This window comes from Arthrobacter sp. TJ-270, assembly GCF_058269075.1.
Map to the genome: position 1 here is coordinate 315612 of NZ_JBZCNB010000004.1, position 14385 is coordinate 329996.

General features: G+C 62.8%; 12 protein-coding genes and 1 tRNA gene. 6 read left to right on the forward strand and 7 right to left on the reverse strand.

The features are described 5' to 3' along the window. Nucleotides 1–145: 145 nt before the first annotated feature. A complete protein-coding gene (locus AC4D2M_RS10550) occupies nt 146–2698 on the reverse strand; it encodes an IPT/TIG domain-containing protein (RefSeq protein WP_490891726.1) in 2553 nt (850 codons plus the stop codon). 214 nt (nt 2699–2912) lie between these two features. Here AC4D2M_RS10550 and pepN point away from each other — a divergent pair, with 214 nt between their 5' ends. The 4 genes from pepN (at nt 2913) to AC4D2M_RS10570 (ending at nt 7272) form a co-directional block, all read left to right on the forward strand. Beyond that, the gene (gene pepN, locus AC4D2M_RS10555; protein WP_490891727.1) at nt 2913–5465 is read left to right on the forward strand and encodes an aminopeptidase N; all 2553 of its coding nucleotides are present in this window, start codon (nt 2913–2915) and stop codon (nt 5463–5465) included. A gap of 66 nt (nt 5466–5531) precedes the next feature. Further along, a complete protein-coding gene (locus AC4D2M_RS10560; protein WP_490891728.1) occupies nt 5532–6053 on the forward strand; it encodes an OsmC family protein in 522 nt (173 codons plus the stop codon). 131 nt (nt 6054–6184) lie between these two features. Then, nucleotides 6185–6802 (forward strand): mechanosensitive ion channel family protein, encoded by a 618-nt coding sequence (locus AC4D2M_RS10565; RefSeq protein WP_490891729.1) that lies wholly within the window; start codon nt 6185–6187, stop codon nt 6800–6802. Continuing rightward, complete coding sequence (locus AC4D2M_RS10570) at nt 6799–7272, forward strand: globin (protein ID WP_490891730.1); 474 nt, start codon at nt 6799–6801, stop codon at nt 7270–7272. Before AC4D2M_RS10565 ends, AC4D2M_RS10570 begins: the two co-directional genes overlap by 4 nt. Nucleotides 7273–7294: 22 nt before the next feature. Here AC4D2M_RS10570 and AC4D2M_RS10575 read toward each other — a convergent pair whose 3' ends face one another. Beyond that, the gene (locus AC4D2M_RS10575) at nt 7295–7966 is read right to left on the reverse strand and encodes a DUF8185 domain-containing protein (RefSeq protein ID WP_490891731.1); all 672 of its coding nucleotides are present in this window, start codon (nt 7964–7966) and stop codon (nt 7295–7297) included. 220 nt (nt 7967–8186) lie between these two features. Between AC4D2M_RS10575 and AC4D2M_RS10580 the strand changes: the two genes are divergently transcribed. Further along, nucleotides 8187–9143: an acyl-CoA thioesterase gene (locus tag AC4D2M_RS10580; protein WP_490891732.1), complete on the forward strand. Its 957-nt coding sequence runs from the start codon at nt 8187–8189 to the stop codon at nt 9141–9143. A 77-nt stretch (nt 9144–9220) separates the two neighbouring features. Here AC4D2M_RS10580 and ettA read toward each other — a convergent pair whose 3' ends face one another. From ettA to AC4D2M_RS10595, 3 genes are all read right to left on the reverse strand, one after another. Next, nucleotides 9221–10903: an energy-dependent translational throttle protein EttA gene (gene ettA / locus AC4D2M_RS10585; protein WP_490891733.1), complete on the reverse strand. Its 1683-nt coding sequence runs from the start codon at nt 10901–10903 to the stop codon at nt 9221–9223. A 70-nt stretch (nt 10904–10973) separates the two neighbouring features. After that, nucleotides 10974–11468 (reverse strand): DUF6993 domain-containing protein, encoded by a 495-nt coding sequence (locus AC4D2M_RS10590; RefSeq protein WP_490891735.1) that lies wholly within the window; start codon nt 11466–11468, stop codon nt 10974–10976. Between the two features lie 37 nt (nt 11469–11505). Next, nucleotides 11506–12057, reverse strand: a complete 552-nt coding sequence (locus AC4D2M_RS10595) for a single-stranded DNA-binding protein (protein ID WP_490891736.1) — start codon at nt 12055–12057, stop codon at nt 11506–11508. 182 nt (nt 12058–12239) lie between these two features. Between AC4D2M_RS10595 and AC4D2M_RS10600 the strand changes: the two genes are divergently transcribed. Beyond that, nucleotides 12240–12312: transfer RNA gene (locus AC4D2M_RS10600), tRNA-Arg, on the forward strand. Between the two features lie 5 nt (nt 12313–12317). Here AC4D2M_RS10600 and AC4D2M_RS10605 read toward each other — a convergent pair. Together AC4D2M_RS10605 and mptB are read right to left on the reverse strand one after the other, a co-directional pair. Continuing rightward, nucleotides 12318–12728 carry a DUF3224 domain-containing protein gene (locus AC4D2M_RS10605; protein ID WP_490891737.1) on the reverse strand — a complete coding sequence of 137 codons (411 nt, stop codon included), beginning with the start codon at nt 12726–12728 and terminating at the stop codon, nt 12318–12320. 52 nt (nt 12729–12780) lie between these two features. After that, complete coding sequence (gene mptB / locus AC4D2M_RS10610) at nt 12781–14295, reverse strand: polyprenol phosphomannose-dependent alpha 1,6 mannosyltransferase MptB (RefSeq protein WP_490891739.1); 1515 nt, start codon at nt 14293–14295, stop codon at nt 12781–12783. Nucleotides 14296–14385: the final 90 nt, after the last annotated feature.

Below are 14385 nucleotides of genomic sequence, written 5' to 3' on the forward strand. Positions count from 1 at the left end.
GCCCCGGGACCACTGTGGCGGGGTGAGGCTAGGAATACCTTGAGCCGGGTGACGCAGCTCAAGCCGCTCGCCGCGCACTGAGGAGGGCCTCTCATGTCGTGTAGGACACGGGAGGCCCTCCTCGTCGGAGGTAGTGCGGGTCCGTTCAGAGAATGCTGGTCATGCCGTTCCAGCTGGAGCCGACCTGGATTCTCTTCAGCCAACCGCCGGAACCGTTGCCCTCATAGAGCCACAGCCGCCCATCGCGATCACGGGCCAGCACATCAGCCTTTCCGTCACCGGAGAAGTCACCGGGACCGACGATGCTCGTCATGCCGTTCCAACCGGATCCGGCCTGAACCCGCTTCAGCCAACCGCCGGAACCGTTGCCCTCATAGAGCCACAGCCGCCCATCGCGATCACGGGCCAGCACATCAGCCTTCCCGTCACCGGAGAAGTCACCGGGACCGACGATGCTCGTCATGCCGTTCCAACCGGATCCGGCCTGAACCCGCTTCAGCCAACCGCCGGAACCGTTGCCCTCATAGAGCCACAGCCGCCCATCCCGATCACGGGCCAGCACATCAGCCTTCCCGTCACCCGAGAAGTCACCGGGACCGACGATGCTCGTCATGCCGTTCCAACCGGATCCGGCCTGAACCCGCTTCAGCCAACCGCCGGAACCGTTGCCCTCATAGAGCCACAACCGCCCATCCCGATCACGAGCCAGCACATCAGCCTTCCCGTCACCCGAGAAGTCACCCGGAGCGAGGATGGCGGTCATCGTGTTCCAACCCGAACCGACCTGAACCCGCTTCAGCCAACCACCGGAACCGTTGCCCTCATAGAGCCACAACCGCCCATCCCGATCACGAGCCAGCACATCAGCCTTCCCGTCACCCGAGAAGTCATGTCCTCCCATACCGGCGGGCGGCGGAGGAGCGGCCAAATAGGTGAAGCTCAGCGTTCCCGAGCCTCCGTTCGGGGTCGAAACCACGACGTCGGCGCTGCCTGCCGCATGGGCGGGAGTGGTGAACGAGAGTTCCGTGGCCGAGGCGACCTTGACGCTCTCCACAGGGACGTTTACTCCTCCCACTGTCACGGAGGTCTCCCCTGTCATGAAGCCGTCTCCGACAACGGTCACCAGCGTTCCGCCTTCGGCCGGCCCCGAGGTCGGTGACAGCGCTGTCGCTGTCGGTGCCGACGGGATCACAGGCTCCGTGTAGGTGTAGACCACCTGGTTGGAGGTGCCCGCCGCTGTTGTGACATCGATGTTCACCGGCCCTGCTGTGCCTGCCGGAACAGTGAAGGAGAGTTCCGTATCGGAAACGACCGTGACGTCGTCGTCCAGGAACGAGGAGGTATCCATGGTCACCATGGTTGCCGCCGGCACAAAGCCTGTGCCCTTCAGCGTCACCACCGTGTTCCCGGTGAGTGGACCAGACTCGGGGGTGATGGAGGAGATAGTCGGAGGCACAGCTACCGCAACGTAGTTCAGGTCGATTGTGCCGCTGGTGCCGACAGGAGTGGTCACGCTGAGCGGTACCGGTCCGGCCGCGTGCGCCGGTGCCGTGACGATGAGTGTGCCCGTGTTCAACACGTCGACGTCCGAGGCCGATATGACCGTCTGACCCACGGTGACGCTTGTCCGGTCCCTGGCGAAGCCTGAACCGAAGACCCAAATCTCCTCACCGCCAGTCGCTGCCGTCTCATCCGGATCGATCTCCTCGACCACGGGTTCCTCCGGCGCAGGTTCGTTGTAGGTGAACTCAAGACCGCCTGTAGTTCCGGAGAGGGTTGTCGCCGTCACCATCGCCGTGCCGGCAGGATTGGCCGGAGTTGTGAAGGTGAGTTCACTGTCCGAGAGAACGACGACGTCGGTAGCTGCGTTCTCGCCGACAGTCACGGTTGTATCCGCCGTAAAGCCGGAGCCGCGAAGGGTTACGGTGTCCCCACCGGTGCTCACACCGTTGGCGGGCACCAGTTCCTGTGCCGTTGGTGCCGGCGGCGCGGCCAGGTGCTCGCAGCTCACGTCACCGATGGTGACGTTGCCCAACCAGATCGCCGCGACCATCCCAACGCCGGGAACGGTCCCCTTGAGTGTGAGGTTGACGGTGACCCCTGTAGCTTTCGCTGATGACGCATACCGGGTGGTAATTCCGGGCCGTACCTTCGCGAGGATTTCGGCGCTGGTCATCCCCGGAACGGTTGCGGGGGTGGACACCTGCAGACCTTCCGCCGGAATCTCGGCCAGATCGACCGGTGTTCCGAGCACGGCTACGTCCTGGGAATCCGTTTCCGCTATAGGAAGGGCACCGGGCAGACAATCCGCTGAGGATGACACCTCCTTAGCCTCAACCGCTTGAACACCGAGCACCGACACAGAGAGGTCCTCGACCAAAGCGGAGCTGGTTGTTCCCGCTGCACCGGAGGTGGTGGACAGCTCCGCGGCACCTGCCACGCTCGCACCTGTCAGCGCACCGACATGGGCTGAGAGGTCGGGAATCACCGTCTCTGCGGGCGGACCGTCCGCTGCCGCAATTGCGTCAACGTCCAGAAGGTTCGCGCCCAGGAGCTCCAGCGAGAGCTCCATATTCACCGCTGACGCGGCCGCGTCACCCGGTGCGGCGAGCGCCGGCGTCGCAACGACGGCGCTACCACCGATCGCAAGAGCTGACGCAATTGCGGTAGCCCTCGCACTGCTCCATCTCGGGGACATGTTCACTCTCCTATGCAGTCCGGACAGCCGCATGGCATGCCGCCGCAGGTGGCGGGACGTTGCACGGCTGTCGTGCTGCTGCAACGGTAAGGAAAGGACCTTGGGAACAGGTTGAGCTCGTTTCCCGAAGGTGCGCAGTTCTGCGTATGGTGGGTCACACCGTGTAACCGCGGTACGTCCACTCCCAACTCCCGGAGGCACTACCTTGCCAGGAATGAACCTGACGCGGGACGAAGCACGCCAACGCGCGGCCACAGTCAGCGTCCACAGCTACGCCATCAACCTCGATCTGACCCGCGGCGACTCGGTGTTCCGATCGACAACCGTGGTGTCCTTCGACGCCGAGCAGGGTTCTTCCACCTTCATTGACGCCGTCACCGACTCCGTCCACCGTGTGACACTCAACGGTGTGGACCTGGACGTCGGGTCCGTCGCCGACGGCATCCGGATCCGTCTGGATAATCTTGCGGCCTCCAACGAGCTGGTTGTCGATGCGGACATGCTTTACATGAATACCGGCGAGGGGCTGCACCGCTTTGTCGATCCCGTCGACAACGAGGTCTACCTATACACCCAGTTCGAGGTCCCGGACTCCCGCCGCGTCTTCGCCGTCTTTGAGCAGCCGGACCTGAAGGCGACATTCCGCTTCACCGTGACAGCGCCGTCGCACTGGGATGTCATCTCCAACTCCCCCACTCCCCAGCCCGTCGCTGCGAGCTCAGCGGACGACGGCAGCACCAGCTCCACCTGGGCATTCGAACCAACGCCGGTGCTCTCCTCCTACGTCACTGCGCTGATCGCGGGGCCGTACCAGTCCGTGCGCAGCGAGCTGACAAGCTCGGATGGACGCACCATCCCGTTGGGCGTGTTCGCCCGCAGATCGCTCATGCAGCACCTCGACGCTGAGAACGTATTCGAATTGACCCGGCAGGGCTTCGAGTTCTTCGAAGCCCAATTCGGCACGCCCTACCCGTTCGAGAAGTACGATCAGCTGTTCGTCCCCGAGTTCAACGCCGGAGCGATGGAAAACGCCGGCGCAGTGACCTTCCTGGAGAGCTACGTCTTCCGCTCGCGGGTCACAGAGGCAACCGTCGAGCGCCGGGCGATCACCATCCTGCACGAACTGGCGCACATGTGGTTCGGAGACCTGGTCACCATGCGCTGGTGGAACGACCTCTGGTTGAATGAATCCTTCGCAGAATTCATGTCCACCCTTGCCTCTGCAGAAGCGACGAAGTTCACGCAGTCGTGGACCACGTTCGCATCCCTCGAGAAGGCCTGGGCGTACCGTCAGGACCAGCTCCCCTCCACGCACCCCATCGTGGCGCCGATCAATGATCTGGAGGATGTGCAGGTCAACTTCGACGGGATCACCTACGCGAAGGGCGCTTCCGTCCTCAAGCAGTTGGTGGCCTGGGTAGGCCAGGACAAGTTCATGGAGGGCGTACGCGAATACTTCGGCAAGCATGCCTGGTCCAACACCGAGCTCTCCGACCTTCTCGTCGAGCTGGAAAGAGCGAGCGGCCGCGACCTCACGGAGTGGTCGGCTCAGTGGCTGGAGACAGCCGGCGTGAACACCCTCCGCCCGGAGATCGAATGGGACGACGACGGCGCCATCACCTCGTTCGCCGTCCTCCAATCCGCTGTTGCCGAGTATCCGACGATCCGTTCACACCGCTTGGCGATCGGTTTCTACGACCTGACAGAGGATGGGCAGCTTGAGCGCTCCCACCGGGTGGAGCTTGATGTTGCGGGCGAACGCACGGATGTCGAGGAACTGGTCGGCATGCAGCGGCCTGACCTGGTGCTCCTCAATGACGATGACCTCGCCTACGCCAAGATTCGCCTCGATGACCGGTCGCTGCGCACCGCTACCCGTCATCTGAAGGACTTCAGTGCTTCCCTGCCGCGCACCCTGGTGTGGGCTTCCGCATGGGATGCCGCCAGGGATGGTGAAACGCCTGCACGCAACTACGTTGAGCTGATTCTGCAGAACATCGCCTCGGAGTCCGACTCCTCCGTGGTCCTGGTACTCCTGCGGCAACTCGCGACCACGTTGACGTTCTACGTAGATCCCGAAGATCGCCAGGCTATGGAGATAGCTGCAGCGGACAGCCTTTGGGAGTTGGTGGAAGGCGCTGACGCCGGCTCCGACTCGCAGCTGCAGTTCGTGAAGGCATTTGCTGTCCATGCGCAGACGGGTCCCCAGCTGGACATCGTCGAGAAGATTTTTGATGGTTCCGATGCACCGGAAGGACTCACAGTCGATGCTGACCTGCGTTGGGAGCTATTGACCAGTCTCGTGGTCGGCGGCCGGAAGACTCAGCAGGACATCGATGCCGAGCTCGAACGGGATGCTACCGCCACGGGCGCCCTGGCTGCCGCGCAGGCCAAGGCCGCAATTCCCACGGCCGAGGCCAAGCAAGAGGCGTGGGCGGCCGTCGTCGAACGCTCGGATATGCCGAACGCTGCCCAGCGCTCAGCGATTGCCGGATTCACGCGCGTCCACGACACGGCCCTTCTGGAGCCCTTCGCGGCGAAGTACTTCGCCGCGGCCAAGGAAATCTGGGCGGACCGCACACATGAGATCGCCCAGCAGATCATCGTTGGGCTCTATCCCTCCCGCCTGACAACGCGGGCCACCCTGGACGCGACCGATGACTTCCTGGCCACGCTTGATTCGGACATGGCTTCCCTCCGCCGGCTCACCCTGGAGAACCGCGACGGCGTAGCCAGGGCCCTCCGGGCTCAGGCAGCAGACAAATAGCAGCCCACCCGCAGGCCCGGAAGCTGCACACCTGCGCTTCCGGGCCAACGGGTGTACTTTGTGCCTATGAACCTCTCTGAGCATCACTATCGTGTCAGTGTGGTGTGGACCGGAAACCGCGGCGAAGGTACAGCCACGTACCGCTCCTACTCCCGGGACCACGAGGTGTCCTCACCCGGCGTGCCGGTAATCCTAGGGTCGGCGGACCCGACTTTTCATGGCAATCCCGACCGCTGGAACCCGGAGCAGCTCCTCCTCGCCGCACTCTCGCAGTGCCACATGATGTCCTATCTGCACATGGCCGTGAAAAACAACATCACCGTGACCGCCTACGAGGACGCCGCCGAAGGCACGATGCGGCTCAACCCTGACGGCAGCGGCCAGTTCACCAGCGTTACGCTCCGGCCGCGTGTCACGATCACGGACAAGAAGTCCAAGCGCACGGCGCAGTCAATCCACAGCGAGGCTGCTGCGGCCTGCTTCATCGGCCGGTCGGTCAACTTTCCCGTCCTGCACGAGCCCGTTGTGACGGTCGGCGGTAACGCAGGGCCGCTTGCCGAGCCTCCTCATGCTATGACCACAGCCTGATCCAGGTTCCGGGAGAGGCAACCGCCCAGGGCAAGAATGCGTCTGCGCCCAGCCTGCGACGGTAATCTTGAGCTGCCCCGACGTACCGTGAACCCCCCGGCACGCGAGCGGCTCCAATGAAAGGTGTCCCCATGCAGTTCCTTGACCAGCTCGGTTACGGCGGCAACATCATCGCTGCCACGCTGATCCTGCTGGCCGCCCTCGTGCTATGGCTGATCCTGCGTGTGCTGATCAACCGTATGGTTCAGCGCGTGCAGAACGGGTATGACATGTTCAAGAAACCGCATTTTCGGTGGGCGCAGCCGGTGTTGCGGACGCTGGATCACAAGCGCCGTATACAGCGGGCTGAAACCATTGGGGCGCTCCTGCGCAGTGCTACGGCGGTAACGATCGCGCTCGTCGCATTCATGACCGCGATTGAGCAGCTCGGAGTCAATATCGGCCCTATCCTCGCAAGCGTGGGGATCGTCGGTATAGCCATTGGCTTCGGCGCGCGGGAAGTAATCCGGGATGCTTTCCTCGGATTCTTCATCACCATCGAGGATCAGTACGGCATCGGGGATGTCATCGAAGTGGGCGACACCGTGGGGGTCGTGCAGTCGGTCGGACTACGGATAACCCGCATGGTGGATGAGAACGGAGCAATCTGGTACATCCGTAACGGTGACATCATGAAGGTAGGCAACAGATCCCAGGGGAATTACGTGCCTCCCGCGACAGACGACGAAAAAATGGAAAAAAGCCAATGAGCAGTGAAACACCCGGCCCCATCCCCATCCCGTCCCGATTCGGTGAACCCATCGCGCGTTTGACGCCGGTGGGTCCGCGGTTCGACCAGCCTTCCTACACGGACAACTTCTACGAAGCCGTTGGCGGACACGAAACATTCGTCCGCCTGGTCGATGCCTTTTACGACGGTGTGGCATCGGATGAACTACTGCGCCCCATGTACCCGGAGGAGGACCTGGGTCCCGCCAAGGAGCGCCTCCTGCTCTTCCTGGAGCAGTACTGGGGAGGCCCGAGAACGTACGGCGAGACACGCGGCCATCCCCGCCTGCGGATGCGCCACCAGCCGTTCCGGGTGACGCCGGCGGCTCGTGACCGCTGGCTGGTGCATATGCGGGACGCGGTCGATTCCCTTGAGCTCTCACCCCTGCATGAGTCAACGCTGTGGGACTACCTTGAACGGGCTGCGCACTCCATGGTCAACTCTGCCTGACCAGTTCCGCGGCTGTTGACGCTCAGAGAACAGCAGCCTGACGGACCAGGACATGCCCGCTCCCGGTGCTGAGCCGCGTCCAGCGGCCATTTGTGTAAACACCGGCCTGCTCGCCCGGTACCAGGAACCCGAGAGCGAAAGCTCCGAACGCGGCGCCAGCCGGCAGGTCCGCCGGGGATCCTTCAATCGGCCGGGCCCAGATGATTCCGCGGGCATTGTTGACGACGATAGCTCCCGGCGACTGCGGCACGGACTCAGCAACTTCCCTGATCCCGTCCGATGCCGCGGCGAGCAATTGGTTCGATGGAATTGTGCCCTGCGGCTGCCAGCCTGACCGCGGCGGCAGGACCCCTGCCCAGATCTCGGTGACAGTCGTGGGCGGAACCGGCAGGACGACGTCGTTCTCCCCCATGTGTGCCAGGCGGTCCGACACCGAGGCAAGCGCCACCGTTGTGTCGAGCCGCGCAGGTTCGCGCAGCGGCATGGTCCGCAGCCCAAGCACGGTGGGCGTGGCCTCCCCGAGGACCCGCGGCGCGAGGATGCATACGTACGCAGCAAGGACCTCCCCGACCGCCTGAAGCCGCACAGCGCCGTCCTGGGCGGCGCGGGCGCGACCGACATAGGTGCGCAGGTCCAGCATCACCTGTCGTTCGGCAACGGTCAGTTCTCGGGCCATCGTGGAGGATTGGGACATGGTGCAATACTCTCACCTGCCCACCCGCCGCTTCCATTTGCGTAATGTCCAGGGCATTACAGCGGTTGCTGTCGGATAGTGCGGCGCAGGCACCGGCCGGTTGAGGCCGCAAGCCGCGCAGTCTAATGTCGGTCATGGTTCCCCTGACGGCGCTTCGCCGGATGAGCACGGAGCCGTCCAGGGGACACCGCCCCCGCAATACAAGGAGCCAATCATCACCATGTCCGCGCAACCTGTGCAGGATCCCACCGCCGCCCTCGTCAGCCTCCTCGACCTGGACAGTGCCGCCGGAGCCCAGACGGATGAGGAGATCTACGTCGCGACGCCGGTGAAACAGCCGGGCAAGCGGGTTTTCGGAGGGCAGGTACTCGCGCAGGCGTTGATTGCCGCAAGTCGAACCGTGGAACCGGTGCGTTCCGTGCACTCGATGCACGGCTACTTCCTCAGGGCCGGTGATGCCGATCTTCCTATCACTTTCGGCGTGCAGCGGCTGCGTGACGGGCGCTCATTCTCGGCGCGGAGGGTTCATGCTTACCAGAACGGCGTCCCCATCCTGTCCATGATCGCGTCCTTCCAGCAGCCGGACGAAGGGATCACCCATCAGGAAGCCATGCCGGCAGACCTTCCCGATCCGGAGTCGCTGCCCTCCACGGCGGATCTGCTGGGCCGGTTCGATCATCCGGTCGCGCAGGCGTGGGCTTATGACCGCCCTTTCGACATCCGCCATATCGACTCTCCCCTCTATGTCGAGAACTCCGGTTCCAGGGAGCCGGTCAACGCGGTCTGGATGAAGACGTTCGGCTCTATGCCCGCAGATCCGGCGATGCATCAGGCCGCCCTGGCGTACGCGAGTGATTACACCCTGCTCGAATCGATCCTGCGTCCGCACGGGCTCACCTGGATACAACCGGGAATGAGCGTGGCAAGCCTCGACCACGCCATGTGGTGGCATCGTCCGGTCAGTGTCGACGAGTGGCTGCTGTACGTTCAGGCATCGCCGAGCGCCTCGGGGGCACGGGGGCTGGCGCTGGGTAAGATCTACAACCGGGTCGGGGACCTTGTTGCAACCGTGGCCCAGGAGGGAATGATCCGCGTGCCCGACGACGCCGGGAGCCGCTTCAAGGGCGCAGTACAGAAAAAACTGATGGACCAGAAGATGCGTCGCTGGAAGAACTGACCAAGTCGCCGGCAACTGATAAAGGGAGCGTGCTGATGCACGCTCCCTTTATCAGTGGCTTACCGGATCGCGAAGACTCAGTCGCGGGTAAGACGCCGATGGGTCACACGGTGCGGCTTGGCTGCTTCTGGGCCGAGACGCTCGATCTTGTTTTCCTCATACGCTTCGAAGTTGCCCTCAAACCAGTACCAGCTTGCCGGTTCTTCCTCAGTGCCTTCATAGGAAAGGATGTGGGTGGCTACCCGGTCGAGGAACCAGCGGTCGTGGGAAACCACCACTGCACAACCCGGGAACTCGAGCAGCGCGTTCTCGAGGCTGGAGAGTGTCTCCACGTCCAGGTCGTTGGTGGGCTCATCGAGGAGCAGCAGGTTGCCGCCCTGCTTGAGGGTCAGCGCGAGATTCAGACGGTTGCGCTCACCGCCTGAAAGCACTCCTGCTTTCTTCTGCTGATCGGGGCCCTTGAAACCGAACGCGGAGACGTACGCACGGGATGGCATTTCGACCTGACCGACCTGGATGTAATCCAGGCCGTCGGATACCACTTCCCACAGTGACTTGTTCGGGTCGATACCGCCACGCGACTGGTCCACGTAGGAGATTTTGACCGATTCGCCGATCCGCAGCTCCCCGTCGTCGAGCGGTTCAAGTCCGACGATGGTTTTGAAGAGTGTGGTCTTGCCGACGCCGTTCGGCCCGATGACTCCAACGATGCCGTTTCGGGGCAACGAGAAGGACAGGTCGTCGATGAGGATGCGGTCGTCGTAGCCCTTCTGGAGATCGTGTGCCTCGATGACCTGGCTGCCGAGACGCGGGCCCGGCGGGATCTGGATCTCCTCGAAGTCCAGCTTCCTGGTCCGCTCCGCTTCGGATGCCATTTCCTCGTAGCGGGCAAGGCGCGCCTTGGATTTGGTCTGCCGGCCCTTGGCATTGGAACGCACCCATTCGAGCTCTTCCGAGAGCCGCTTGGAGAGCTTCTGGTCCTTCTTGCCCTGGATCTCGAGGCGGGCGCGCTTCTTCTCAAGGTAGGTGGAGTAGTTGCCCTCGTAGGGGTACAGATGTCCGCGGTCTACTTCAGCGATCCACTCGGCTACGTGATCGAGGAAGTACCGGTCGTGGGTGACTGCGAGTACGGCACCCGGGTACGCGGACAGATGCTGTTCCAGCCAAAGCACGCTCTCGGCGTCGAGGTGGTTGGTGGGTTCGTCGAGCAGCAATAGATCGGGCTTCTGGAGCAACAACTTGCAGAGCGCGACCCGGCGTCGCTCACCGCCGGAGAGGATGGAAACATCAGTTTCCGGAGGCGGACAACGCAGAGCGTCCATCGCCTGCTCGAGCTGGGAGTCAAGGTCCCACGCATCTGCAGTGTCGATGGCTTCCTGCAGCTTGCCCATTTCGTCCAACAACTTGTCGTAGTCGGCGTCCGGGTTAGCCATTTCCTCGGAGATCTCGTTGAAACGCTGGATCTTGCCGTAGATCTCGCCCACGCCTTCCTGGACGTTGCCGAGCACCGTCTTTTCCTCGTTCAGGGGCGGTTCCTGAAGGAGGATGCCCACGGTGTAACCGGGGCTGAGCCGTGCCTCACCGTTCGAGGGTGTATCCAGGCCTGCCATGATCTTGAGGATGGTGGACTTACCCGCACCATTGGGCCCCACCACGCCAATCTTGGCGCCTGGGTAAAAGGACATGGTCACGTCGTCGAGAATTACTTTGTCGCCAACAGCCTTGCGGGCCTTGGTCATCGTGTAGATAAATTCCGCCATAGGACAAGGCTAGTGCGTTGAGACCTCCAGAACATATTCGGGCGTAGCTGGACAGGCGCTGCCCGTCCGGCTACCTCTGGTCTCCGACGAAGCACCGTCCGTCGGCCAGCACCGGAAGTTGCGTCGCTATCGCGGCGCCGTCGCGGATGTGCCCGAAGACGCAAGTCTCCCCGACAGGCACGGCCGCGGTCATTGCGTCCACTTCGAGGCCGGTCGGAGTTATGTCTATGGACACCTCAACGGAGTCCGCATCGACGCCCGCTGACTCGAAGGCAGCCCGCAGTGCTTCTGCGTCCGGTTTGGAGGTCTCGGCTGCCAGCGAGTTCAGGGCGTCGGCGATGCGGGACGTGATGACGTCTGCCGTCGAAGCATCCGACGGCGGAGTCGATGCAGGATCAGGGCTTGGCGCTGCCGGCGGCACCCTTGGAGCCTGGGCAGGAATCCCGACCGCGGCGGCTCCGCACCCGCTGGTCAGGACAGAAAACCCTGCAGCGAAGAGGCACAACGCCACAACCGTTCGTTTCCCTCTGGTTTCGGTATCCGGCCGTGTCCGATATCCCCGCATGACCCAATTCTGACACGGCGCGCCGGTACGAGCCGGCTTAGAAGGGCGCCGAAGCCAGCTCCTCATCCATCCCGGACTCGGCGTCAGCATCGGGGTCGGACCGGTTTTCCTGTGGCTCGCCAGCTGTTCCCGGTGCACCGAAACCTGCCGATAGTTCACCGGTGTCGTAGTCCACGCCCGAGAATCGGTCATCCGTCCCCGTCTGCACCGAGGGGTCGTTCCGGTCCGCTCTGGAACGTCTGAAACTCGCCGTCCCGAACAACAGGTCGTGGCCGGCGGAGTCGGCGTCGATCTCGACCGTGGTGCCGCTCTTTCCTTCATCATTGACCCAGGTCCTGACTCGAAGCCGGCCGGTCACGATGACGCGATCGCCCTTCTGCAAGCTGACCCCGGCGTTCGTGGCCAACTGGCGGAACATCGAAACGGAATACCAGTTGGTGTCCCCATCCACCCAGGCATTCGCCTTCTTGTCGAAGTATCTGGCGGAGCTGCCCAGCCTGAACTTGGTGATCGGCAATCCGCTGCTTGCCACGGAACACTTGACATCGGTACCGACGAAGCCACGAATCGTCACATAGTTGCTCATCATTCTTCCCTTCAGAGGTTCAAGGGCCGACGCGGCGCGTCGACTGGCTCCAGTCTCTGACAGGGCGTTATTGGCCTGATCGGTGCCCGCGGCTATGTGGGCATCCGCAGTGAAATTTGTCCGCTGTGGAGGAGATAACGCAGACTAAGAACCGCTAAACTTGTGTGGGCGCTCCGCCCACACAAGCCCCCGTAGCTCAATGGATAGAGCAACGGCCTTCTAATCCGTAGGTTGCGCGTTCGAGTCGCGCCGGGGGCACACGATCACCCGGGGAATGTCACTCGCAGTTCAAGATAGTGCTGACCGGAAACGTCCTGCGAGTACTCCACGCGACCGGCAATCCCCTCCAGCTCCCCTGTCCCGGATCCGGGGATGATGTGTCCCGAACTGGCCGCTGCGGTCCCTTCCGCGAGCCCCCAGTGCTGTACGATCATGCTCCCTCGTCGGCCAAGGACGCTCCCGCTGAAAACCTCCGACGCCACATAACCGGCCCCGCGGTTGTTGCCTGCCATGAGCAGCTCAGCCACTGAGGATCCCTCAATGTCGCCGACGAACTCTTTCGTTGCACTCACTCGCGTCAGTTCGCTGTCAACGCCGTCAACCGAATACGACTCAGGTGCCCAGTGCGAGATGTCGAATGCTGCCCGTATGACCTGTTCCTGCAGTTCGCTCATCCCACCAGTATTGCCCCATTGAGCGCCCTTCGCATGTTCGCGCGACTGCGGTCTATCGGCTAAGAGGAACCTGATCCTTTGACCGCTGCCCTCGGAAAAGTGTCTTGGTCCGCGGGTCGAGCACAACGAGATAAGTTGCGAATGCCACCCCCACCACGGCGGCAAGTTGCCGTGCAGTGTCCAGACTCAGCTCGATGTAGGGGAAGATGTCCAACTGATCCGAGATCGCATAGATCATGAAGAAGGATACGGCGAAGTACAGGATCTTGACCTGCCAGTCGTCCCGAATACCGGTCACCGCGAACAGCGGAATCAGCCACACGACGTACCAGGACTGGATCATCGGGGCCAGGAGCACGACGGCGGAAAGGGCCAGCGCCAGCCGGCGCATGAGGTAGACGTGATCGCCCTTGAAAATGAACCATGCGATGAGGGCGAGGGATATCAGGGTGCCGATGGTATGCACGACATCTGCCCAGGACCAGCCATCGAATCCGAGGGCGTCCCCGGTGAGGGCAACAACCATCCCGAGGAAGCCGACGGGCGCGTACCACACCCACACGCTTCCGGGCGTGCTGAGAGCACCGACCCAGCCGAACCCGAACCCGTTCATAATCCCGAGGACCCACAGGATGCCAAGCGAGAGCCCCGCCGTGATCGCCCAATACAGGATCTTGCGGGGCCAGCTCGCACCGCGACCGGCCCACATCAAACCGATGAACGGCAGGAAGATCAAGGTTATTGGCTTGATGCCGATCGATAGTGTCACGAGGACGATCGCCACAACGTACCGCCCTTTGGCAGCGAGGTAAAGCGCGGCCAGGGCAAGACCCACCATGAGGGAGTCGTTATGGATGCTGGCCACGAAATTGGTGAGGAACAGCGGGTTCGCCACCGTCAGCCAAAGGGCCCGGTTGGGGTTGACGTTGTGCAGTTCGGCTAGCCGCGGCACGTAGTACACGCACAGTACGACGCCAACGATTGCGAGCAGCCGGAAAAGCAGGATTGACAGGTCCGGCTGACCACCGGTGAGGCGCACGACACCCTCTTCCAGCCAAAGGAAGATGGGCCCGTACGGTGTGGGACTCTGCGCCCACAGATCATCCGCACCGATCTGCAGGTAGTTGGAGATCTGCGAATAGCCGTCCTTGTACGGGTTCAGTCCGCCGACCATGACCTGGCCTTGAGCGATGTAGGCAAAAACATCCCGGCTGAACAATGGGAGTGCAAAGCACATTGGCGCGGCCCACGCCACGGTGGCGGTCAGGATTGTACGTCTCGACCCGGGACCCCATCCCTGCAGACGCTGACCGAGTCTCAGCCATGATCGAACGAGGAGCATCCCACCAAGTGCCAGTAGGAGGACGGAGAGCACAGCCCCAACAGGTTCGAACCGCAACCAGATGATCACCGGCACCTGACGGAGTTCGCGGGACGCAAGCGAGAGCCAGCCCACCCCGAAGGATCCAACAAGCATGAGCATGGACCCGACGAAGCCCTGGATGATTGCTATCCGGGGACGCCCGATGTGCGCGGTTGCAACAGAAGCAGGCGCAGGGGCCGTCATTTCAGGGGGATCCGATCGTCGGTCTGACACGGGCGGTAATGGGGATCGAGGTCGATCGATTTTACCATTTGAGCGGCCGCAGGCTGCCGT

Bases quoted from the DNA above. Each gene is read 5' to 3' on its own strand.
- AC4D2M_RS10570 (WP_490891730.1), top strand. From the start codon at position 6,799: ATGAGCAGTGAAACACCCGGCCCCATCCCCATCCCGTCCCGATTCGGT.
- AC4D2M_RS10575 (WP_490891731.1), bottom strand. From the start codon at position 7,966: ATGTCCCAATCCTCCACGATGGCCCGAGAACTGACCGTTGCCGAACGA.
- AC4D2M_RS10560 (WP_490891728.1), top strand. From the start codon at position 5,532: ATGAACCTCTCTGAGCATCACTATCGTGTCAGTGTGGTGTGGACCGGA.
- AC4D2M_RS10565 (WP_490891729.1), top strand. From the start codon at position 6,185: ATGCAGTTCCTTGACCAGCTCGGTTACGGCGGCAACATCATCGCTGCC.
- AC4D2M_RS10590 (WP_490891735.1), bottom strand. From the start codon at position 11,468: ATGCGGGGATATCGGACACGGCCGGATACCGAAACCAGAGGGAAACGA.
- AC4D2M_RS10605 (WP_490891737.1), bottom strand. From the start codon at position 12,728: ATGAGCGAACTGCAGGAACAGGTCATACGGGCAGCATTCGACATCTCG.
- ettA (WP_490891733.1), bottom strand. From the start codon at position 10,903: ATGGCGGAATTTATCTACACGATGACCAAGGCCCGCAAGGCTGTTGGC.
- pepN (WP_490891727.1), top strand. From the start codon at position 2,913: ATGAACCTGACGCGGGACGAAGCACGCCAACGCGCGGCCACAGTCAGC.
- mptB (WP_490891739.1), bottom strand. From the start codon at position 14,295: ATGACGGCCCCTGCGCCTGCTTCTGTTGCAACCGCGCACATCGGGCGT.
- AC4D2M_RS10595 (WP_490891736.1), bottom strand. From the start codon at position 12,057: ATGATGAGCAACTATGTGACGATTCGTGGCTTCGTCGGTACCGATGTC.
- AC4D2M_RS10580 (WP_490891732.1), top strand. From the start codon at position 8,187: ATGTCCGCGCAACCTGTGCAGGATCCCACCGCCGCCCTCGTCAGCCTC.
- AC4D2M_RS10550 (WP_490891726.1), bottom strand. From the start codon at position 2,698: ATGTCCCCGAGATGGAGCAGTGCGAGGGCTACCGCAATTGCGTCAGCT.